18 protein-coding genes and 1 other annotated feature are annotated in these 22,989 nt (G+C 57.9%); of the genes, 11 read left to right on the forward strand and 7 right to left on the reverse strand.

Features of this window, described 5'->3' with window-relative positions:
- The first annotated feature begins 99 nt into the window (after positions 1-99).
- On the forward strand, positions 100-3,447 hold the full coding sequence (mscK, locus tag FHN83_RS17055) for a mechanosensitive channel MscK (protein WP_139564451.1): 3,348 nt from the start codon (positions 100-102) through the stop codon (positions 3,445-3,447).
- Between the two features lie 63 nt (positions 3,448-3,510).
- Here mscK and rsmS read toward each other — a convergent pair whose 3' ends face one another.
- The gene (rsmS, locus tag FHN83_RS17060) at positions 3,511-3,669 is read right to left on the reverse strand and encodes a pleiotropic regulatory protein RsmS (protein WP_138369710.1); all 159 of its coding nucleotides are present in this window, start codon (positions 3,667-3,669) and stop codon (positions 3,511-3,513) included.
- A gap of 12 nt (positions 3,670-3,681) precedes the next feature.
- Positions 3,682-4,209 (reverse strand): primosomal replication protein N'', encoded by a 528-nt coding sequence (gene priC, locus FHN83_RS17065; RefSeq protein ID WP_139564452.1) that lies wholly within the window; start codon positions 4,207-4,209, stop codon positions 3,682-3,684.
- Between the two features lie 50 nt (positions 4,210-4,259).
- Between priC and FHN83_RS17070 the strand changes: the two genes are divergently transcribed.
- The 9 genes from FHN83_RS17070 (at position 4,260) to FHN83_RS17110 (ending at position 13,666) form a co-directional block, all read left to right on the forward strand.
- Positions 4,260-4,637 (forward strand): DUF454 family protein, encoded by a 378-nt coding sequence (locus tag FHN83_RS17070; protein ID WP_039032410.1) that lies wholly within the window; start codon positions 4,260-4,262, stop codon positions 4,635-4,637.
- Positions 4,638-4,789: 152 nt separating this feature from the next.
- Entirely contained in the window at positions 4,790-5,341 is a 552-nt protein-coding gene (gene apt, locus FHN83_RS17075; protein WP_010428187.1) for an adenine phosphoribosyltransferase, read from the forward strand.
- An 89-nt stretch (positions 5,342-5,430) separates the two neighbouring features.
- The gene (dnaX, locus tag FHN83_RS17080) at positions 5,431-7,362 is read left to right on the forward strand and encodes a DNA polymerase III subunit gamma/tau (protein ID WP_139564453.1); all 1,932 of its coding nucleotides are present in this window, start codon (positions 5,431-5,433) and stop codon (positions 7,360-7,362) included.
- Positions 6,692-6,756: a sequence feature (DnaX frameshifting element), on the forward strand. (Overlaps the previous gene by 65 nt.)
- A gap of 53 nt (positions 7,363-7,415) precedes the next feature.
- Positions 7,416-7,748 (forward strand): YbaB/EbfC family nucleoid-associated protein, encoded by a 333-nt coding sequence (locus FHN83_RS17085; protein WP_032616874.1) that lies wholly within the window; start codon positions 7,416-7,418, stop codon positions 7,746-7,748.
- Positions 7,748-8,353, forward strand: coding sequence for a recombination mediator RecR (recR, locus tag FHN83_RS17090; protein WP_039032412.1), 606 nt, complete (start codon positions 7,748-7,750; stop codon positions 8,351-8,353). The genes FHN83_RS17085 and recR overlap by 1 nt, the downstream gene beginning before the upstream one ends.
- 111 nt (positions 8,354-8,464) lie before the next feature.
- Positions 8,465-10,339, forward strand: a complete 1,875-nt coding sequence (htpG, locus tag FHN83_RS17095; protein WP_039032413.1) for a molecular chaperone HtpG — start codon at positions 8,465-8,467, stop codon at positions 10,337-10,339.
- 227 nt (positions 10,340-10,566) lie between these two features.
- Positions 10,567-11,211, forward strand: coding sequence for an adenylate kinase (adk, locus tag FHN83_RS17100; protein WP_039032414.1), 645 nt, complete (start codon positions 10,567-10,569; stop codon positions 11,209-11,211).
- Positions 11,212-11,336: 125 nt separating this feature from the next.
- A complete protein-coding gene (hemH, locus tag FHN83_RS17105) occupies positions 11,337-12,299 on the forward strand; it encodes a ferrochelatase (protein WP_039032415.1) in 963 nt (320 codons plus the stop codon).
- 62 nt (positions 12,300-12,361) lie between these two features.
- On the forward strand, positions 12,362-13,666 hold the full coding sequence (locus FHN83_RS17110) for an inosine/guanosine kinase (protein WP_039032416.1): 1,305 nt from the start codon (positions 12,362-12,364) through the stop codon (positions 13,664-13,666).
- A gap of 106 nt (positions 13,667-13,772) precedes the next feature.
- On the opposite strand, the gene ybaL is transcribed toward FHN83_RS17110, so the two are convergent.
- A complete protein-coding gene (gene ybaL / locus FHN83_RS17115) occupies positions 13,773-15,449 on the reverse strand; it encodes a YbaL family putative K(+) efflux transporter (RefSeq protein ID WP_039032417.1) in 1,677 nt (558 codons plus the stop codon).
- A gap of 234 nt (positions 15,450-15,683) precedes the next feature.
- Positions 15,684-16,889: an MFS transporter gene (locus tag FHN83_RS17120; protein WP_039032418.1), complete on the reverse strand. Its 1,206-nt coding sequence runs from the start codon at positions 16,887-16,889 to the stop codon at positions 15,684-15,686.
- Between the two features lie 162 nt (positions 16,890-17,051).
- Here FHN83_RS17120 and ushA point away from each other — a divergent pair, with 162 nt between their 5' ends.
- Positions 17,052-18,704 (forward strand): bifunctional UDP-sugar hydrolase/5'-nucleotidase UshA, encoded by a 1,653-nt coding sequence (gene ushA, locus FHN83_RS17125; RefSeq protein WP_139564454.1) that lies wholly within the window; start codon positions 17,052-17,054, stop codon positions 18,702-18,704.
- Positions 18,705-18,860: 156 nt separating this feature from the next.
- On the opposite strand, the gene ybaK is transcribed toward ushA, so the two are convergent.
- The 3 genes from ybaK to copA form a co-directional block, all read right to left on the reverse strand.
- Complete coding sequence (gene ybaK / locus FHN83_RS17130) at positions 18,861-19,340, reverse strand: Cys-tRNA(Pro)/Cys-tRNA(Cys) deacylase YbaK (RefSeq protein ID WP_139564455.1); 480 nt, start codon at positions 19,338-19,340, stop codon at positions 18,861-18,863.
- Positions 19,341-19,540: 200 nt separating this feature from the next.
- Positions 19,541-20,335, reverse strand: coding sequence for a TraB/GumN family protein (locus tag FHN83_RS17135; RefSeq protein ID WP_139564456.1), 795 nt, complete (start codon positions 20,333-20,335; stop codon positions 19,541-19,543).
- A 76-nt stretch (positions 20,336-20,411) separates the two neighbouring features.
- Positions 20,412-22,910: a copper-exporting P-type ATPase CopA gene (gene copA / locus FHN83_RS17140; RefSeq protein ID WP_139564457.1), complete on the reverse strand. Its 2,499-nt coding sequence runs from the start codon at positions 22,908-22,910 to the stop codon at positions 20,412-20,414.
- Between the last annotated feature and the right edge of the window lie 79 nt (positions 22,911-22,989).

Consider the following 22,989-nt stretch of genomic DNA (forward strand, 5'->3'; position numbering starts at 1 on the left):
TATCCGGGAGCCAACAGTTCACGCTATTTTGCTTTCAACCGCCGTGATATTCTTCACGCCGGTCAATTGGGTCATTCATCACACAAATTACACACTACTATGTCGCACTACACACGCAAACAGCATCCTGTTTTTGCCTTTATTCTGGTTTTCTTTCTCGCCTTTCTGGCTTCGCCGGTTGCATTTGCGCGTGGTGATAACACCAGCGACATGCCAACCCGCGCCGATGTCCAGAGTCAGCTCGATGCCCTGAGCAAACAAAAAGAGCTTACTCCGCAGGATAAGCTGGTGCAGAAGGATCTGACGGAAACTCTGGAAACCATCGATAAGATCGAGCGGGTCAAGGCCGAAACCACACAATTACGTCAGAAGGTGGCGCAGGCGCCGGAAGCGATGCGCAAGGCGACAGAGAGCCTGAACGCGCTGGGCGATATCGATAATGATGACGAAACCCGCAAGACGCTGGCGACCCTGTCATTGCGGCAGCTGGAACTGCGCGTGTCGCAGCTGCTGGACGACTTACAAACTGCCCAGAGCGATCTCGCCACCTACAACAGCCAGCTGGTCTCCCTGCAAACTCAGCCGGAGCGCGTGCAGAATGCGATGTATACCGCGTCTCAGGAGCTGCAGCAGATCCGCAATCGCCTGAATGGCACCTCCGCGGGAGAGGCTGCGTTACGCCCTACCCAGCAGACGCTACTCCTGACGCAGCAGCTTTTGCTGAATGCCCAGATCGAGCAGCAGCGTAAGAGCCTGGAAGGCAACACCGTGCTGCAGGATACCCTGCAAAAACAGCGCGACTATGTCACCGCTAACATCAACCGTCTGGAGCACCAGCTGCAGCTGCTGCAGGAGGCGGTGAACAGCAAACGGCTGACCCTGACCGAGAAAACTGCCCAGGAAGCTGTCAACCCGGACGAAACCGCCCGTATCCAGGAAAATCCGCTGGTAAAGCAGGAGCTGGATATCAACCATCAGCTCAGCCAGCGTTTGATCAAAGCGACCGAAAACGGCAACTCGCTGGTTCAGCAGAATATTAAAGTGAAAAACTGGCTGGATCGCGCCCTGCAGTCGGAACGCAATATTAAAGAGCAGATTGCCGTCCTGAAAGGCAGCCTGCTGCTGTCGCGTATCCTTTATCAGCAACAGCAGACCTTACCTTCCGCCGATGAGCTGGAAGACATGACCAACCGCATTGCGGATCTGCGTCTGGAGCAGTTTGAGGTCAACCAGCAGCGTGACGCCCTGTTCCAGAGCGATGCCTTCGTCGCCAAACTGGAAGAAGGCCACAGCAGCGACGTCAATGACGAAGTTCATGATGCCCTGCTGCAGGTGGTGGATATGCGCCGCGAGCTGCTGGATCAGATGAACAAACAGCTGGGCAATCAGCTGATGATGGCCATTAACCTGCAGATCAACCAGCAGCAGCTGGTGAGCGTCTCTAAAAGCCTGCAGGAGATGCTCACCCAGCAAATCTTCTGGGTAAACAGCAACAAACCGATGGACTGGGACTGGATCAAATCCTTCCCGGGCATGCTTAAAGATCAGATTAAGGCGATGAAAATCACCGTTAACTGGGAAAAAGCAGGCCCTGCGGTGGCCTTTGCTTTCCTGGCGGGCCTGCCGCTATTACTGATTGCCGGTTTAATTCGCTGGCGTCTCGGCTGGCTGAAAAAATACCAGGCGAAGCTGGCACAGGAAGTGGGGCAGCTGCGTAATGACAGCCAGCTTCACACCCCGAAAGCGATTCTTATCGATCTGATCCGCGCTCTGCCGGTCTGTCTGCTGATCCTCGCCGCCGGACTGATCCTGCTGACCATGCAGCTCAATATCAGCGATCTGCTGTGGGCTTTCAGCAAAAAGCTGGCCCTCTTCTGGCTGGTCTTTGGCCTGTGCTGGAAGGTGCTGGAGAAAGACGGCGTGGCGGTGAGTCACTTTAATATGCCTGCGCAGCTGACCAGCCACTGGCGCCGCCAGATTGTGCGCGTCAGTCTGGCGCTGTTGCCGCTGCACTTCTGGTCCGTGGTGGCGGAACTCTCTCCGCTACATCTGATGGATGATGTGCTGGGGCAGTTCGTTATCCTGCTTAACCTGCTGCTGATCAGCGTGCTGATGTGGCCGATGTGCCGTGACAGCTGGCGCGACAAAGAGTCGCACACCATCCGTCTGGTGACGGTCACCGTGCTCTCTATTATTCCCGTCGCGCTGATGGTGCTGACGGCAACCGGCTACTTCTATACCACCCTGCGTCTGTCAGGGCGCTGGATTGAAACCGTCTATCTGGTGATCTTCTGGAACCTGCTCTACCAGACCGTGCTGCGCGGGCTGAGCGTTGCAGCTCGTCGAATTGCCTATCGCCGTGCCCTGGCGCGTCGACAGAATATGGTGAAAGAGGGGGCCGAAGGCGCCGAACCGCAGGAAGAGCCGACCATCGCTCTGGAGCAGGTAAACCAGCAGACGCTGCGTATCACCATGCTGGTGATGATTGCCCTGTTCGGCGTGATGTTCTGGGCGATCTGGTCTGATTTAATCACCGTCTTTGCTTATCTCGACAGCATTACGCTGTGGCACTACAACGGCACCGAAGCGGGTGCGGCGGTGGTGAAAAACGTCACCATGGGCAGCCTGCTGTTTGCGCTGGTCTCATCGGTGGTGGCCTGGGCCTTGATTCGCAACTTGCCAGGCCTGCTGGAAGTGCTGGTGCTCTCGCGCCTGAACATGCGCCAGGGTGCCTCCTACGCCATTACCACCATCCTGAACTACGTGATTCTGGTGGCGGGTGCCATGACGGTCTTCGGGTCGCTCGGGGTGTCGTGGGATAAACTGCAGTGGCTGGCGGCGGCGCTGTCGGTCGGTCTTGGTTTTGGTTTGCAGGAGATCTTCGGTAACTTCGTCTCGGGTCTGATCATCCTGTTCGAACGTCCGGTACGTATCGGCGATACCGTCACCATCGGCACCTTCTCGGGTACCGTCAGCAAGATCCGTATTCGTGCCACCACCATCACCGACTTCGATCGCAAAGAGGTGATCATCCCGAACAAAGCGTTCGTGACCGAGCGACTGATCAACTGGTCGCTCTCGGACACCATCACCCGCGTGGTGATCCGCCTCGGCGTGGCCTACGGCTCCGATCTGGACGCGGTGAAAAAAGTACTGCTGAAAGCGGCGATGGATCATCCGAAAGTGATGCACGATCCGGAGCCATCAGTATTCTTCACCACCTTCGGACCAAGCACTCTGGATCATGAACTGCGTCTGTACGTACGTGAACTGCGTGACCGCAGCTACACCGTAGATGAGCTGAACCGCACCATCGAACGCCTGTGCCGCGAGAACAATATCAATATTGCGTTCAACCAGCTTGAAGTTCATCTGCGCAATGAGAAGGGCGACGAGCACACCGAAGTGAAACGTGACATTAAGGGTGACGATCCGACTCCAGCGTAACGTTACCCCTCACCTTAACCCTCTCCCCAAAGGGGCGAGGGAATGGTTTGCTCCCTCTCCCTTTCAGGGAGAGGGCAGGGGTGAGGGTCTTTTTCCTTCGAAATCCCGCTTCACAATTTCCAGTGCTTTCAGCACCGTGTCGATCGGCAATTCATGATTCTCCAGCAACATAATCAGGTCGACGGCCAGCTTGACTTCATCGGGGGCGTTTTCCAGTGACACACACTACTCCTGTTAACGGGTCAGACGCGCGATAACGCGTTCAATATCATCCAGTGCCTTGCGGCAGCGTTCAAGCCGCCCCTCCAGCGCGGTAATTTCGCGCATCAGCATCTGCTGCTCTTCCAGCGTTTCGGCCTGGTTCAGCCGGGACTCGCGTTCATTTTTCATCTCGCATAGCCGACGTTCAAACTCCTGGTGCTCCAGGCGTTTGCGCTGCCATTTTGTGGTGCCCGCAGAGGCACCGTCCCAGACGCGTAGCGGCCAGGCGGCTATCTCCCGGTGCAGGGCGGCGATCTGTTCCGCCAGATGAGCGGCCAGCCAGGCGACCTGCTCAGCCTGCGCGTTATCCACGGCGTGACGCAGCTCGTCAAGATGGTGCTGGGCTTCATCGAGATAATCTTTCATTACGGTGCTGCGGGTGCGGAACAGCTGCCGGTCAAAACGCGGCTTCAGGGTGGCGTGCTGCATCAACGGGGCGGCCTGCTCGCGCAGGGTCGTCAGTTGATTTTGCAACGTCTGTAAAAGCAAGGCTGTTTTCAATCCGCACTCCAGTGGTACAGTAGCCGTTCAGTTTGATAACGATTCGCATTATGCAGCGTACTATTCTAATCATCATTGGCTGGCTTGCGGTAGTGCTCGGCACGCTGGGCGTTGTTTTACCTCTTTTACCCACCACGCCCTTTATATTGCTGGCGGCGTGGTGCTTTGCCCGTTCTTCGCCGCGTTTTCACCACTGGCTGCTCTACCGCTCCTGGTTTGGCGGCTACCTGCGCCACTGGCAACAGCACCGTGCCATGCCGCCCGGCGCTAAGCCACGGGCCGTTGCGGTGATCCTCGTGACCTTCGCCTTTTCATTATGGATGGTAAAAATGATGTGGGTGCGGATCCTGCTGCTGGCAATCCTCACCTGCCTGCTGATTTTCATGTGGCGGATCCCCGTCGTTGATGAAAAGCAACAAAAGCAATAATCATGAGTATGGCTGTTGCAATTCTTGCGCGCAGCCAGTAAATTCGACCGTTTTCGAGCACGGGCAGAGCTGGTCAAAGGTTAAACAATTGTTACTTTGACCGACCATTCATCCGCTCCGTGAGTAACACCGTTTTCATCAGGCATCCATTTATGACCGCAACTGCGCAGCAGCTTGAATTTCTTAAAAACAGCATCAAAAGCATCCAGGATTATCCGAAGCCTGGCATTCTTTTCCGTGATGTCACCAGCTTGCTGGAAGACCCGAAAGCGTATGCTCTCAGCATTGAACTGCTGGTTGAGCGCTATAAAAACGCCGGGATCACCAAAGTTGTAGGCACCGAAGCCCGTGGCTTCCTGTTTGGCGCGCCGGTTGCGCTGGCAATGGGCGTGGGTTTTGTGCCGGTACGTAAACCGCGCAAACTGCCTCGCGAAACCATCGCCGAGAGCTACGAGCTGGAATACGGCACCGACCAGCTTGAGATCCACGTTGATGCGATCAAGCCTGGCGACAAAGTGCTGGTGGTTGACGATCTGCTGGCAACCGGCGGCACCATTGAAGCCACCGTGAAGCTGATCCGTCGTCTGGGTGGTGAAGTGACCGATGCGGCCTTCATCATCAACCTGTTCGATCTGGGCGGCGAACAGCGCCTCGAAAAACAGGGCATCACCAGCTACAGCCTCGTGCCTTTCCCGGGACATTAATCCTCCCGCCCGCAACCTCGCCCAACGGGTGAGGTTGTGTTAGCATTACCCCCCTGAATATCCACCTTCCAGCGTTGCAGAGCCTGCCCATGAGTTATCAGGTGTTAGCCCGAAAATGGCGACCCCAAACCTTTGCTGACGTTGTCGGCCAGGAACATGTGCTGACCGCCCTGGCGAACAGCTTATCGCTAGGACGTATCCATCACGCCTGGCTTTTTTCCGGCACCCGTGGCGTCGGTAAAACCTCTATTGCCCGTTTGCTGGCGAAAGGTCTTAACTGCGAAAGCGGGATCACCGCCACGCCGTGCGGCGTCTGCGATAACTGCCGTGAAATCGAGCAGGGGCGCTTTGTCGATCTGATTGAGATCGATGCCGCCTCGCGCACCAAAGTCGAAGATACCCGCGATCTGCTGGATAACGTCCAGTACGCTCCGGCGCGTGGCCGCTTCAAGGTCTATCTGATCGATGAAGTGCACATGCTCTCGCGCCACAGCTTTAACGCCCTGCTGAAAACGCTGGAAGAGCCGCCCGCACACGTTAAGTTCCTGCTGGCGACCACCGATCCGCAAAAGCTGCCGGTCACTATCTTATCCCGCTGCCTGCAGTTCCACCTGAAGGCGCTGGACGTTACCCAGATCCGCGATCGGCTCGAATACATTCTCAACGAAGAGCAGGTTGCCCATGAGCCGCGTGCGCTGCAGCTGCTGGCGCGTGCTGCCGATGGCAGCCTGCGCGATGCCCTCAGCCTCACCGATCAGGCGATTGCCAGCGGGGAAGGTAAGCTGACGACCCAGGCGGTGAGCACCATGCTCGGCACGCTGGATGACGATCAGGCCTTGTCGCTGATTGAAGCGGTGGTCGAGGCCAACGGCGAGCGGGTGATGGAGCTGGTGAACGCCTCCGCATCACGCGGCGTCGAGTGGGAAGCCCTGCTGGTTGAAATGCTCAGCCTGCTGCACCGCATTGCTATGGTGCAACTCTCCCCGGCGGCGCTGGGCCCGGATATGGCGGCTATCGAACAGCGGATGCGCGAGCTGGCGCGTACCATTCCGCCAACGGATGTACAGCTCTACTATCAAACCCTGTTAATTGGCCGTAAGGAACTGCCGTTCGCGCCCGACAGACGTATGGGGGTCGAGATGACCCTACTGCGCGCGCTGGCGTTCCATCCGCGCATGCCGCTGCCAGAACCTGAGGTGCAGCCGCAGTCGTTCGCGCCGGTGGCACCGACGGCAGTGCTCACGCCGCCGCAGGTGCCCGCGCAGCAGAGTGCGCCACCGCCGCGACAGGACGTGCCGCTGTCGGATGCCACCAGTTCGGTGCTTGCTGCCCGTAGCCAGCTACAGCGTGCTCAGGGAGCAACCAAACCAAAAAAGAGTGAACCGGCAGCGCCTGCAAGAGCGCGGCCGGTAAATAACGCCGCGCTTGAACGTCTGGCTTCGGTCACGGATCGCGTCCAGTCGCGTTCGGCAACGGTCACCTCTGAGCCAAAGGCGCCGGTTAAGCAAGAGGCGTATCGCTGGAAAGCGACCACCGTCACCGAAGAGGTAAAGGTGGAGGTTGCCACGCCGAAGGCGCTGAAAAAGGCGCTGGAGCACGAGAAAACGCCGGAGCTCTCCGCCAAACTCGCCGAGGAGTCGCTTGAGCGCGATCCCTGGGCGGCAGAGGTCAGCAAACTCAAGCTGCCGAAACTGGTGGAGCAGGTCGCGCTCAACGCCTGGCGCGAGCAGGACGGCAACCGCATCTGTCTGCATCTGCGCCCGGGCCAGCGTCACCTGAATTCGGCGAGCGCGCAGCAGGTGCTGACTGAGGCGCTCTCCACATTACAGGGTGCGCCGGTTGAATTGACCATCATTGAAGATGATAATCCGGCGGTGCGAACGCCGCTGGAGTGGCGTCAGGCCATTTATGAAGAGAAACTCGCGCAGGCGCGTGAGTCGATTATCGCGGATAATAACATTCAGACCCTGCAGCGTTACTTTGATGCAGACCTGGATGAAGAGAGTATTCGACCCATTTGATCGTGAGTCTGACTTACGGTTGTTATCTTTAACGTGAAAGAAGAGAGAAGCCTATGTTTGGTGGTAAAGGCGGTCTGGGTGGTCTGATGAAGCAGGCCCAGCAGATGCAGGAAAAAATGCAGAAGATGCAGGAAGAGATCGCGCAGATGGAAGTCACTGGCGAATCTGGCGCAGGTCTGGTCAAAGTGACCATCAACGGCGCACATAACTGCCGTCGCGTGGAGATCGACCCAAGCCTGCTCGAAGACGACAAAGATATGCTGGAAGATCTGGTCGCCGCTGCATTTAACGATGCTGCGCGCCGTATCGACGAAACTCAGAAAGAAAAAATGGCCTCTGTATCCTCCGGAATGCAGCTGCCACCGGGCTTTAAGATGCCGTTCTGATGCAAACCAGTCCGCTGCTTACGCAGTTAATGGAAGCGCTGCGCTGCCTGCCGGGCGTAGGCCCGAAGTCGGCGCAGCGCATGGCGTTTACCCTGCTGCAACGCGATCGCAGCGGCGGAATGCGCCTGGCGCAGGCTCTGACCCGCGCCATGTCGGAAATTGGTCACTGTGCCGATTGCCGCACCTTTACCGAGCAGGACGTGTGTAACATCTGCGCCAACCCGCGTCGTCAGGAAAACGGTCAGATTTGCGTGGTGGAGAGTCCTGCGGACATCTACGCCATCGAACAGACCGGGCAATTTTCTGGCCGCTACTTTGTGTTGATGGGCCACCTTTCACCGCTGGACGGTATTGGTCCGGATGATATCGGCCTGGACCGCCTGGAACAGCGCCTGAAATCGGAAACGATCTCTGAGGTGATCCTCGCCACCAACCCAACGGTGGAAGGGGAGGCGACAGCCAACTATATCGCCGAGCTGTGCGCGGAGTCGGGCGTCGACGCCAGCCGTATCGCCCATGGTGTCCCGGTTGGCGGTGAGCTGGAGATGGTGGACGGCACCACGCTGTCGCACTCTCTGGCAGGTCGTCACAAGATTATTTTCTGACCAAACGGAGGCTGCAGCCGTGGCCTCCGCTTGAAAACTTACCCGCTTATCCCCATCTCTCCCTCAACGCTTTTAAACCCCATTAAATGGCATTGTTGAGGTCGACTTAGTATGAAAGGACAAGAAACCCGTGGTTTCCAGTCAGAAGTAAAACAACTTCTGCATCTGATGATCCATTCTCTTTATTCCAATAAAGAAATTTTCCTGCGCGAGCTTATCTCTAACGCCTCTGATGCGGCAGACAAGCTGCGTTTTCGTGCACTCTCGAAGCCAGAGCTGTATGAAGGTGACGGCGAACTGCGCGTGCGCGTCTCCTTTGATAAAGAGAACCGCACCCTGACTATCGCGGATAACGGCATCGGGATGACCCGCGATGAAGCCATCGATCATCTTGGCACCATCGCCAAATCCGGCACCAAAGCCTTCCTGCAGTCAATGGGCTCCGATCAGGCAAAAGACAGCCAGCTGATTGGCCAGTTCGGCGTGGGCTTCTACTCCGCCTTCATCGTGGCGGATAAAGTCACCGTGCGCACCCGTGCGGCAGGCGAAAGCGCCGAAAGCGGAGTGTTCTGGGAATCACACGGCGAAGGTGAATACACCGTTGCCGACATCACCAAAGCCGATCGCGGGACCGAAATCACCCTGCACCTGCGCGAAGGGGAAGATGATTTCCTCAACGACTGGCGCGTACGCTCCATCATCAGCAAATATTCCGACCATATCGCGCTGCCGGTAGAGATCGAAAAACAGGAAGAGCAGGACGGCGAAACCGTTATCTCCTGGGAGAAGATCAACAAGGCGCAGGCGCTGTGGACGCGCAACAAGTCTGAAATCAAAGACGAAGAGTACACCGAGTTCTACAAGCACATCGCCCACGACTTTACCGATCCGCTGACCTGGAGCCACAACCGCGTGGAAGGTAAGCAGGAGTACACCAGCCTGCTGTACATCCCGGCGCAGGCCCCGTGGGATATGTGGAACCGCGATCACAAGCACGGCCTGAAGCTGTACGTGCAGCGCGTGTTCATCATGGACGAAGCCGAGCAGTTCATGCCGAACTACCTGCGCTTTGTGCGTGGCCTGATTGACTCAAACGATCTGCCGCTGAACGTTTCCCGTGAGATCCTTCAGGACAGCACCGTGACCCGCAATCTGCGCACCGCGCTGAGCAAGCGTGCGCTGCAGATGCTGGACAAGCTGGCGAAAGACGACGCGGAAAAATACCAGACCTTCTGGAAACAGTTCGGCCTGGTGCTGAAAGAGGGCCCGGCGGAAGACACCTCCAACGTCGAAGCCATTGCTAAGCTGCTGCGCTTCGCCTCTACCCATACCGACTCTTCCGAACAGACCGTGTCGCTGGAAGAGTACATCTCCCGCATGAAAGAAGGGCAGGAGAAGATCTACTACATCACCGCCGACAGCTATGCCGCGGCGAAGAGCAGCCCGCACCTGGAGCTGCTGCGTAAGAAAGGCATCGAAGTGCTGCTGCTTTCCGATCGCATCGATGAGTGGATGATGAACTACCTGACCGAGTTCAGCGGCAAAGCGTTCCAGTCCGTTGCCAAAGCCGATGAGTCTATCGACAAGCTGGCGGATGAGGTGGACGAAACCGCGAAAGAGGCGGAGAAGGCGCTGGAGCCGTTCGTTGAGCGCGTGAAAACCCATCTGGGCGATCGCGTGAAAGAGGTGCGTTTCACCCACCGTCTGACCGATACCCCGGCCATCGTCACCACCGAAGCCGACGAGATGAGCACTCAAATGGCGAAGCTGTTCGCCGCTGCGGGCCAGAGCGTACCGGAAGTGAAGTACATCTTTGAACTGAACCCGGATCACGCCCTGGTGAAACGTGCGGCCGAGACCCAGGACGAAGCGCGCTTCGCCGAGTGGGTTGAACTGCTGCTGGATCAGTCCCTGCTGGCCGAACGCGGCACGCTGGAAGATCCAAACCAGTTCATCAAGCGCGTGAATGCGTTGCTGTTAGCTTAATACAATTACCCCTCACCCCAGCCCTCTCCCCAAAGGGGAGAGGGTGTAATAGTTCCCTCTCCCCTCTGGGGAGAGGGTCAGGGTGAGGGGAGCCGTTACCGCACCCTCTACGATATTCTACGCATTAACCGTTTCAGCCGCCCCGCCTTCCTTGAGCGATACCCGTTCTGATGGTATTGTTTAGCGCTTTTTGAAAAATTGAATCGACTTTTGAGGGGATTTTCGCAATGCGTATTATTCTGCTTGGCGCTCCGGGCGCGGGTAAAGGAACTCAGGCTCAGTTCATCATGGAGAAATACGGTATTCCGCAAATCTCTACCGGTGACATGCTGCGTGCCGCTGTTAAATCTGGCTCCGAGCTGGGTAAACAGGCGAAAGACATTATGGACGCCGGCAAGCTGGTGACCGACGAGCTGGTTATCGCTCTGGTTAAAGAACGCATTTCCCAGGAAGACTGCCGTAACGGTTTCCTGCTGGACGGCTTCCCGCGCACCATTCCTCAGGCTGATGCTATGAAAGAAGCGGGCATCAACGTGGACTACGTGCTGGAGTTCGACGTACCTGACGAACTGATCGTTGACCGTATCATCGGTCGTCGCGTACACGCCGCTTCCGGCCGCGTTTACCACGTCAAGTTCAACCCACCTCAGGTGGAAGGTAAAGACGACGTGACCGGCGAAGAGCTGACCACCCGTAAAGACGATCAGGAAGAGACCGTGCGTAAGCGCCTGGTGGAATACCATCAGATGACCGCGCCGCTGATCGGCTACTACACCAAAGAAGCGCAGGCGGGTAACACCAAATACGCGAAAGTTGACGGCACCAAAGCCGTTGCTGATGTTCGTGCAGAGCTGGAAAAGATCCTCGGCTAATCGCGCGTCTCTCACCCGGGTCCTCCGGGTGAGAAAATTTCTCATTTCGTCTATCGCAGCAATGGGTTCCGTTTACGCGCTTTTCAGATACACTTATCAGCCAGTTAAATGGTTATGAGGCGTGAATGAGTCAGGCGAAAACCGGCATCCTGCTTGCCAATCTAGGTACCCCCGAAGCCCCAACACCCGCAGCGGTCAGCCGTTATCTGCGCCAGTTTCTGAGCGATACACGCGTTGTGGATACCCCGCGCCTGCTGTGGTGGCCGCTGCTGCGCGGCGTGATTTTACCGATCCGTTCTCCACGTGTGTCAAAACTCTATCAGTCCGTCTGGATGGAGGAGGGCTCGCCGCTAATGGTCTACAGCCGTCGCCAGGAGAAAGCGCTGGCCGCCCGTCTGCCGGATATGCCGGTGGCGCTGGGCATGAGCTACGGTAAACCATCCCTGAAAAGCGCCGTCGATGACCTGCTGGCGCAGGGCGTTGACCACATCAAAGTGCTGACGCTCTATCCGCAATACTCCTGCTCCACCGTGGCCGCGGTCTGGGATGAACTGGCCCGCATTCTGGCAACACGCCGCCGTATTCCAGGCGTGACCTTTATTCGCGACTACGCGGATAACGAGCTCTACATCAAGGCCCTCGCCAGCAGCGCCCGCGCGTCCTTTGAGAAACACGGCGAGCCGGATCTGCTGCTGCTCTCCTACCACGGTATTCCGCAGCGATTCGCCGACGAAGGGGATGATTACCCGCAACGCTGTCGCGACACCACCCGGGAGCTGGTTTCCGCCCTCGGCCTGCCGCCGGAGAAGGTGATGATGACCTTCCAGTCGCGCTTTGGCCGCGAGCCGTGGCTTACCCCCTATACCGATGAAACCCTCAAAATGCTGGGCGAGAAGGGAGTGAAGCATATTCAGGTGATGTCGCCGGGCTTTGCGGCGGACTGCCTGGAAACCCTGGAAGAGATCGCGGTGCAAAACCGTGAGTTTTTCCTCGAAGCGGGCGGCACAAAGTATGAGTATATTCCGGCGCTTAACGACGACCCGGAGCATATCGATATGATGGTCTCTCTGCTGACCAACAGCCGCTGATCGCACTCTGCGCCGGGTTTGTGCTACCATTCCCGGCCCATCCGTCACTCATAGCCCAGAACATGAAATTTCCCGGTAAACGTAAATCTAAACACTACTTTCCCGTTAACGCCCGCGATCCGCTGCTGCAGCAAATTCAGCCGGAAAATGAGACCAGTGCCGCCTGGGTGGTAGGCATCGATCAGACGCTGGTGGATATTGAAGCTAAAGTGGACGATGCGTTTGTCGCGCGTTACGGCCTGAGCGCCGGGCACTCTCTGGTTATTGAAGACGATGTGGCGGAAGCGCTGTATCAGGAGCTGGTGCGGGAGAACCTCATCACCCACCAGTTTGCCGGTGGCACCATCGGCAACACCATGCACAACTACTCCGTGCTGGCGGACGACCGCTCCGTCCTGCTGGGCGTGATGTGCAGCAATATCGAAATTGGTAGCTACGCCTACCGCTATCTCTGCAACACTTCCAGCCGTACCGATCTGAACTACCTGCAGGGCGTGGACGGGGCGATTGGCCGCTGCTTCACGCTGATCGGGGAATCCGGCGAACGTACCTTTGCCATCAGCCCGGGGCACATGAACAAACTACGCGCCGAGAGCATTCCGGAAGAGGTGATTGCCGGGGCGTCAGCGCTGGTGCTGACCTCCTACCTGGTGCGCTGCAAGCCGGGCGAGCCGATGCCGGAAGCGACCATGAAGGCCGTGGAGTACGCGAAGAAATACAACGTACCGGTGGTTCTGACCCTGGGCACTAAATTCGTTATCGCCGACAACCCGGAGTGGTGGCAGGCGTTCCTGAAAGAGCACGTCTCGATTCTGGCGATGAACGAAGAAGAGGCCGAAGCCCTGACCGGGGAGAGCGATCCGCTGCTGGCCTCTGACAAGGCGCTGGACTGGGTCGACCTGGTGCTTTGCACCGCCGGACCGGTAGGCTTGTATATGGCCGGTTTCACCGAAGAAGAGGCGAAGCGCAAAACCCAGCATCCGCTGCTGCCGGGGGCGATTGCCGAGTTCAACCAGTTTGAGTTCAGCCGCGCCATGCGCCATAAAGACTGCGTCACTCCCCTGCGTATCTTCTCCCATATCGCCCCGTACATGGGCGGCCCGGAGAAGATCATGAACACCAACGGCGCAGGCGACGGCGCGCTGGCCGCGCTGCTGCACGATATCACCGCTAACGCCTTCCACCGCACCAACGTGCCGAACTCCAGCAAGCATAAATTCAACTGGCTGACCTACTCGTCGCTGGCGCAGGTATGTAAGTACGCGAACCGCGTGAGCTATCAGGTGCTGAACCAGCACTCACCGCGCTTAACGCGCGGCCTGCCGGAGCGGGAAGATAGCCTGGAAGAGTCGTACTGGGATCGGTAAAAGAAAACCCCTCACCCTAACCCTCTCCCCATAGGGGAGAGGGAACTCAAACACCCTCTCCCCTATGGGGAGAGGGCCGGGGTGAGGGGCCCAGGCCGCACAAGTTTTACCCCGTCACCGTCGCTTCAACCGGCGGTTTCTCCAGCAGCGACAGCATGGTATTGGCAATCTCGCGTTCGCCCATCACCACCTGATTCGCGCCGCGCTCCATAATGTAATCCACTTCGTCGTCGTAATGCGCCCGGGCGATAATCTCCAGGTGCGGGTATTTTTCACGGGCGGAGACCACGATCTCACCCGCCTCGTAACCGTTAGGGATAGTCAACAGCAGCCAGCGGGCGCAATCCAGATGCGCCAGATTCATAATCTCTTCGTTAGCCGCGTTCCCCAGCACCGCGCGGATCCCGCGCTCGCGCAGCTCATCCACGCGGGTGCGGGAGGTTTCAATCACCACCAGCGGAATGCCCTGGGCCATCAGCTTCTCGCCCAGCAGGCTCCCGACGCGGCCAAAACCGACCAGCAGGGCGTGGTTGCAGATATCCACCGGGATCTGCTTCTCTTCTTCGATCGCCTCTTCCAGGGTCTGCTCTTCGAGGGTTTCGGTTTTATCGAGGTATTTTTCCAGCAGCGCGAACAGCACCGGGTTCAGCATAATGGAGAGGATTGCCCCTGCCAGCACCAGGTTTTGCCCGGCCTGCGGCAGCAGATCCAGCGCCATGCCCAGTCCGGCGAGGATAAAGGCAAACTCACCAATCTGCGCAAGGCTGGCGGCGATGGTCAGCGCAGTACGCGGCGAGTGACCAAACATGCGCACCAGGAAGAAAGCCGCCACCGACTTACCAAAAATAATGATCGCCAGGGTGCCCAGCACCGCCAGCGGCTGCTCAATCAGCACCAGCGGATTGAACAGCATCCCGACCGAGACAAAGAACAGCACCGCAAAGGCATCGCGCAGGGGCAGGGTATCGTGGGCAGCACGGTGGCTCAGTTCCGATTCGTTCAGCACCATCCCGGCAAAGAAGGCGCCCAGCGCGAAGGAGACGTCGAAGAGTTCCACGGCGCCAAAGGCAATCCCCAGCGCCAGCGCCAGTACCGCGAGGGTAAACAGCTCGCGCGAGCCGGTCGCCGCGCTGCGGGAGAGGATCCACGGCACCAGGCGGCGGCCCACCAGCATCATAATGGCGATAAAGGCCACCACTTTGCCGATGGTGATACTCATATCCAGCGCCAGGGAGGCGAACCCGACGTTCTCTTTTTCGAGCATTCCGGCGACAGCAGGCAGCAACACCAGGGTTAAGACCATCACCAGATCTTCAACAATCAGCCAGCCAATGGCGATCTGCCCCCGCTGGCTGTCAATCAGCTGTCTCTCTTCAAGCGCGCGCAGCAGCACCACGGTACTGGCGGTGGAAAGACACAGGCCGAACACGATGCCGGTCATTAGCGGCCAGCCCAGCATCGCTGAAAGCGCCATACCCAGCAACGTCGCCACGGCTATCTGGGCGATCGCGCCAGGAATGGCGATGGACTTTACCGCCATCAAATCCTTCAGGGAGAAATGCAAACCCACACCGAACATCAGCAGGATCACCCCAAGCTCCGCCAGCTCGGGGGCAAGTTTCGTATCAGCAACAAAACCAGGGGTAAACGGACCAGCTAACACGCCCGCCACTAAATAGCCCACCAGAGGGGAAATACGCAGTTTGTTGGCAATCATGCCGAGTATAAAAGCGAGTACAAGTCCACCAACAATGGTGGTGATAAGCGGTGTGGCGTGGTGCATTCCGTCTCCTTTCGTTGCTGTATGACTCCATTTTTGGTTCGTAAACCAAAAAGCCGTGTAATAGTTTATGACAAAATTAATGATTACGTTTATGAATAATTATTGAATTTTAATGAAAACAGCAATAAGGGTTAAACGGACGTACATCCGGACGATTTATCAGAGGTGTGGTGAAGAAAGGCTGATGGCAGAAGGGAAGGGCGCGGCCAAAGCTGTAGTTTGGCCGCAGATAAATCAGGATTTATGCCGGTTATCAGGCAGGAATATAGTCAACATCCCAAGAAGTGGCAGGAAAGCGCAGATTTTGTAGACCAGGAAGATGCTGGTATGGTCTGCAATCAGCCCTAATACCGCCGCGCCAAGGCCGCCCATCCCGAAGGCAAAACCAAAAAACAGCCCGGAAACCATGCCGATACGCCCCGGAAGCAGCTCCTGAGCGTACACCAGAATGGCAGAAAAAGCGGATGCGAGGATAAAACCAATGATCACGGTTAAAACGCCCGTCCACCACAGGGTTGCGTAGGGTAAAATAAGCGTGAAGGGCGCAACACCGAGGATAGAGCCCCAAATCACATATTTACGTCCGATTTTGTCCCCCAGCGGCCCACCAATAAAGGTTCCGGCTGCAACGGCAAACAGGAACGCGAACAGATGAAACTGGGCGTTTTGTACCGATAGTCCGAATTTTTCCATCAGATAAAAGGTGTAATAGCTGCTGATACTCGCCATATAGAAGTATTTGGAGAAAATCAGCATCAGCAGGATGCTGACGGCCAGAATCACCTTGTTGCGCGGCAGGGGATTTATCACCGGCGCTTTTGGTTTGCCTTTATTGACCCGATGCTGAGCCGCATACCAGCGGCTGATTTGCGCCAGCACCACAATCGCTAATAGCGCCGCCAGCACAAACCAGGCCACGTTCCCTTTGCCGTACGGGGCGATAATCACCGCCGCCAGCAGCGGACCGAGGGAGCTGCCGAAGTTGCCGCCCACCTGGAACAGCGACTGTGCCAGACCGTGACGGCCACCGGAGGCCATTCGCGCCACGCGGGACGACTCCGGATGGAAGACCGACGAGCCGGTGCCCACCAGGGCGGCTGCCACCAGCACCCCTTCAAAGCTGCCCGCCATCGCCAGCAGGATCAGGCCGCTCAGGGTAAAGCACATGCCAATCGGCAGCGACCACGGCATCGGATATTTATCCGTCCAGTAACCCACCACCGGTTGCAGCAGCGACGACGCCAGCTGGAAGGTGAGGGTGATCATGCCGATCTGCACGAAGGTGAGAGAGAACTCGGACTGCAGTAACGGGTAGATCGCCAGAATAAGCGACTGGATCATATCGTTAAGCAGATGCGAAAGACTGATTGCACCGAGAATACCGAATGAGGTGCGGGCCTTAGCCGCCGACACCGGAGGAGTAGATTCGCTGATTGCCATAAATACCACGTCGATTGTTATTGGAAGTGCAGGGAGTAATTATTATCCGACTAACATACCTGTCCCTGACATTTGAGGAAAGTCGCAATTCTGAAAACATATTTGTCTATTCTGATGACTCATTGTAATTTTTGCGTTTGTCTAAGATCAGGGAGTGAAGAAATGAAGTTAATGAAGCGAGGCGTCGCGCTGGCAATAATAGCGGCGTGCGGTCTGCTCAGCCTGCCAGCCCAGGCCTGGGAAAAAGATAAAACCTATAACATCACCATCCTGCATACTAACGACCATCACGGCCACTTCTGGCGCAGCGAATACGGCGAATATGGCCTCTCGGCGCAGAAAACGCTGGTGGACGGGATCCGTAAAGAGGTGGCGGCAAAAGGCGGCAGCGTGCTGCTGCTCTCCGGCGGCGATATTAATACCGGCGTGCCGGAATCCGATCTACAGGACGCAGAACCCGACTTTCGCGGCATGAATCTGATTGGCTACGATGCGATGGCCGTCGGCAACCATGAGTTTGATAATCCCATCGAAGTATTACGCCAGCAGGAGAAGTGGGCCAAATTCCCGTTCCTATCCGCCAATATTTACCAGAAAAGCACCGGCGAGCGCTTATTTAAGCCCTGGGCCATTTTCAAACGCCAGGATATTAAAATTGCGGTGGTGGGGCTGACCACCGATGACACGGCGAAAATCGGCAACCCGGAATATTTTACCGACATCGAATTCCGTAAACCGGCCGACGAAGCGAAGCTGGTGATCCAGGAGCTGCAGCAGAACGAAAAACCGGACGTGATTATCGCCACCACCCACATGGGGCACTACGATAACGGCGAGCACGGCTCGAACGCGCCGGGTGATGTTGAGATGGCGCGCAGCCTGCCGGCGGGCTCGCTGGCGATGATTGTGGGCGGTCACTCCCAGGATCCGGTCTGTATGGCCTCGGAAAATAAAAAGCAGGTGGATTACGTGCCAGGCACGCCGTGCGCGCCGGACAAGCAGAACGGGATCTGGATTGTGCAGGCCCACGAGTGGGGCAAATATGTGGGCCGCGCGGACTTCGAATTCCGCAACGGCGAGATGAAGCTGGTGCACTACCAGCTGATCCCGGTCAACCTGAAGAAGAAGGTCACTTACGATAACGGCCAGAGCGAGCGCGTGCTCTATACCCCGGAAATCGCGGAAAACCCACAGATGCTCTCCCTGCTGACGCCGTTCCAGAATAAAGGCAAGGCGCAGCTGGACGTGAAGATTGGCACGCTCAACGGCCGACTGGAAGGCGATCGCAGCAAGGTGCGCTTCGTGCAGACCAACATGGGGCATCTGATCCTGGCCGCGCAGATGGCGCGCACCGGTGCCGATTTTGCGGTGATGAGCGGCGGCGGGATCCGCGACTCCATCGAAGGCGGGGACATCACCTATAAAGATGTGCTGAAGGTGCAGCCGTTCGGCAACGTGCTGGTGTATGTCGATATGAGCGGCAAAGAGGTGACAGACTATCTGACGGCGGTGGCGCAGATGAAACCGGACTCCGGAGCCTATCCACAGTTTGCCAACGTGAGCTTTGTGGCGAAGGGCGGGGTGCTGAGCGACCTGAAGATCAAGGGCGAACCGGTCGATCCGGCCAAAACCTACCGGATGGCGACGTTAAGCTTTAACGCCACCGGCGGCGATGGTTATCCGCATATCGATAATAAACCGGGCTATGTGAATACCGGCTTTATCGACGCCGAGGTGCTCAAGCAGTATATCCAGCAGAATTCACCGCTGGATGTGAATGCCTATGAACCGCAGGGTGAGGTGAGCTGGCAGTAACCGCCGTAAGTGCCGGGTGGCGGCTTCGCCTTACCCGGCCTACGAGGTAAAAGCAAAACGGTAACGCCCGTTACCGTTTTTAATGTTTGCGCCCTCTCCCGGTGGGAGAGGGACGGGGTGAGGGCACCAGGCCGCACAGCGCCACCCGGCGTTTTTCTAATCCCGGCGCGCAATATCCGCGAACTGCGCATCCAGCATTTTCGCCAGATCGCCCGCCGAAAGTTCAATGTCCAGCCCGCGCTTGCCGCCGGATATATAGATCGTGTCAAACTCCTGCGAGGGCGCATCAATCAGCGTCGGCAGGCGCTTCTTCTGCCCCAGCGGGCTGATCCCACCCACCAGGTACCCCGTGGTGCGTTGCGCAACCATCGGGTCCGCCATATCCACTTTTTTCGCACCCAGCGCTTTGGCGACCTTCTTGAGATCCAGCTGGCTGGCAACCGGCGTCACCGCCACGGCGAGGTGTTTCATATCGCCATTGACCGCGACCAGCAACGTTTTATAAACCTGGTCCGCATTCAGACCCAGTTTACGCACCACTTCATCACCAAAATTGGTTTCAGCCGGATCGTGGTCGTAGCTGTGGATCCGAAACGCAATCTTGTTTTTTTCGAGTAATTTAACGGCGGGAGTCATAGCAATCCTTCTTAGCCCGGACAATAAACGCCTTAAGAATACGCCTCAAAAGAGGCTAAAAAATAGCACCATCTTGCGCATATAGTGTTGGCAGTGATGGTCACTTTGAGCGACAATCTTCTGAACCGGAGGTCTCCTCCGGCATAATAACAATGATGAAATTCCTCTTTGACGGGCCAATAGAAATATTGGCCACTTTTTTATCTCAGCAACGACGGCAAATTCCCCTCGCCGTACAGATGCAATGCCCCAACCGCCACCACATACCGTCCGGCAGGCAGCGCGTGCAGCTTTTCGCACCACGCCTGATTGCGCTCGTGCATCAGCACGTCATACAGCGATTCGCTGAACGTGGCCGGAAGCGCCAGCCGGTCAACGGCAGGGGGCGAATCCAGCCACCAGCTCACCATGGTTTGCAGCAGCCGGGCATTGGTGTGCCAGTGGGTTAGCGTATCTTCCAGCAGCAGCAAACCGTCGTTTGGCATCTGGCGCAGCAGTGCAATCTGGCTGGCGGCACCCTCCAGTTCGATAACCGGCAACTGCTGCGCGCGTGCGGCATTCAGCAATTGATAGTCGATGCCGTAATCGCCCCGTAATCCCAGCCGCTGCGCCTGGGTGGCCTGCAACACCATCGCGATCTGCCATAGCGGCTGGCTCTCGAGCATCGAGACAGATAAGCCAAGCTCGTCGGCAACCCGCTGCAGTTCAGCCAGCTGCGTCTCGCTGAGACGCTCCTCCAGCGGAGGTGGTATCGCAAGCCCGGCGAAAGGCGACTCGTCCCCGGAGATATCCGCTTCGACGATCAGCGCGTCGGCCTGACGCAGTCGGCTAATCAGCCCCTCGGGCAACGGAGACATATCTCGCGTCCCCATATGGATGCTGCCAACCAGATGCAGATGCTGTCCGCCGGGAAGGGTGATATCGAGTCCAGGCCAGCGATAGCGGCGGGGAAAAAGGGCGCGAAACGATGCTTTCAGACGTTGAAACAGACCCATACGCGCTCCCTGAATGAAAAATTCATGCTAGCGCGTGGGGCAGGGCGGTGCAAGACGTCCTTGTCCTGCAACCGCCTCAGGCTTTAGGTTTAAAGCGCAACAGGCGGTTAGCGTTGCTCACCACGGTAATAGAGGAGAGGGCCATGGCGGCACCCGCCACTACCGGGTTCAGCAGCGTGCCGGTCAGCGGCCATAAGATCCCGGCGGCGATGGGAATACCAAAGGCGTTATAGATAAAGGCCCCCAGCAGGTTTTGCTTCATGTTGCGCAACGTCGCTTTCGAGATGGCAAGCGCGTCGGCCACTCCGGTCAGGCTGTGGCGCATCAGGGTGATGGCTGCCGTTTCGATGGCGACATCGCTCCCGCCGCCCATGGCGATGCCCACATCCGCCTGCGCCAGCGCCGGGGCGTCGTTGATGCCGTCGCCAATCATCGCCACGCGGCGTCCCTGGCCCTGCAGTTTGATAATCGCATCCGCTTTGCCATCCGGCAGCACGCCGGCGATCACCTCATCGATACCCGCTTCCCGGGCGATAGCCTGGGCGGTGGTGGCGTTATCGCCGGTGAGCATCACCAGACGATAGCCTTCCCGGTGCAGGCGTTGCAGGGCAGCCACGCTGTCAGCGCGTAATGGATCGCGAATGGCAAACAGCGCCGCAGCCTGTCCGTCGACCGCCAGAAGCACCGGGGTTGCCCCCTGTGAAGCCCAGGTTTGCAGCTGCTCGTCCAGCGCACGGGTATCAATGCCGTTTTCTGCGAGCAGCGCCTGGTTACCCAGCAGCAGGGTGCGATTATCCACCTCACCGCTGACCCCAAGCCCGCGCAGGGTGCGGAAGTTATTCATCTGCGGTAATGCGTTGCCCGCTTTCTCCAGAATCGCCCGGGCCAGCGGATGGCTGGAGCCCTGCTCCAGTGCGCCCGCCAGGCTCAGGGCCTCGGCTTCGCTCATCCCCCCCAGGGTATGGACGGCAACCACCTGCGGTTTACCCTCGGTGAGGGTCCCGGTTTTATCAAACACCAGGGTGTCTAAGGTGCTGGCGCGCTGCAGGGCGTCGGCATCACGTACCAGCACGCCCGATTCTGCGGCACGCCCGACGCCGGAGATAATCGACATCGGCGTCGCCAGTCCCAGGGCACAAGGACAGGCGATGATCAGCACCGTGGTGGCGATCACCAGGGTATAGACAATCTGCGGCGCGGGGCCGAAGAAGTACCAGATAGCGGCGCTGAACAGGGCGATACCCACCACCACCGGCACGAAGATGGCAGAGATTTTATCGGCCATTTTGCCGATCTCCGGCTTGCTGCTCTGGGCCTGGCGCACCATTCGAATAATGCGCGACAGCGTGGTGTGGCTGCCGACGGCACTGGCGCGGAACAGCACGCTGCCATCCTGCACGACGGTACCGGCATGAACGCTTTCCCCGTCGCTTTTCTGCTGCGGCACCGGCTCGCCGGTGAGCATCGCTTCGTCAAACCAGGCTTCGCCCTGGGTGATCTCCCCGTCCACCGGCACGCGATCTCCGGTGGTCAGGCGCAGGATCATGCCTTCCTGAACCTCTGCCAGCGGCACGCTCTGTTCGCCGTTTTCGGTCACAACCCGGGCGGTAGGCGGCGTTAAGTCGAGTAATCTTTCCAGCGCTTTCGACGAGCGCTGACGGGCCCGGGCTTCCAGCATATGGCCGAGGTTAATCAGGCCGATAATCATCGCGCTGGCTTCGTAATAGAGGTGGCGCGCTTCCATCGGAAACCACTGCGGCCAGACGTTGACGCTCATTGAGTAGAGCCACGCCGCGCCGGTACCCAGCGCCACCAGCGTGTCCATGGTGGCGGTGCGGTTTTTCAGGCTCTTCCAGGCGCTGGTATAGAAGTGGCCGCCTGCGAAGATCATCACCCCAAGGGTGAGCACGCCAATTGCCAGCCACAGCGTGCGGTTGTCGTCGGTGACCATCATGTTGTCGCCGAGCATTCCCCAGCCCATCACCGGGATACCTACCAGCAGGGCGACAATCGCCTGCCAGCGAAAACGTTTCATGGTGGCGATGGCGGTCTCCTGCTGGCGCGTCCGGCGTTCGAGGTCATCCTCAATCGCCTCGGCGCCATAGCCTGCTTTTTCAACCGCCTGCACTAAATCAGCGGCGGAGGCGCTGCCCATGACCAGCGCAGTGCGCTCCGCCAGATTGACCCGTGCCTGTGCCACACCCGGAACCGCCTGCAGGGCATCCTGGACGCGGGTGACGCAGCTGGCGCAGCTCATGCCATTGATCAACAGCTGCTGGCTGTCATCGCTATCGTGAGCTGCCGGAAGCTCAGAGGGGGCCGCTGTCAGTGCTTCCGACGGAGTTGTTGACGCTGTCAGCGGATCAGCCTTTGGGTGGCTTAACGCCGCACCGTAACCGGCCTGTTTGATGGTGTCGATCAGGGCATCGGCGCTTGCGCTGCCGGTGACGACCGCGTGCTCGATGGTCACATCTGCACTCTCAACGTCCGGGCGTTGCTCCAGACTCTCTTTAACGCGTTTGACACAGTGGCCGCAGGAGAGGCCATCCAGTGTCAGGTCGATGGTTTGAGACATAGGTAAACTCCTTCTAAACCTCCAGCCAGATATTGACCGGAGAGACACTTTCATCTAACTGTTATGAAGGTTAAACCTT

The organism is Leclercia adecarboxylata, assembly GCF_006171285.1.
GTDB classification, from domain to species: Bacteria; Pseudomonadota; Gammaproteobacteria; order Enterobacterales; family Enterobacteriaceae; genus Enterobacter; species Enterobacter barmai.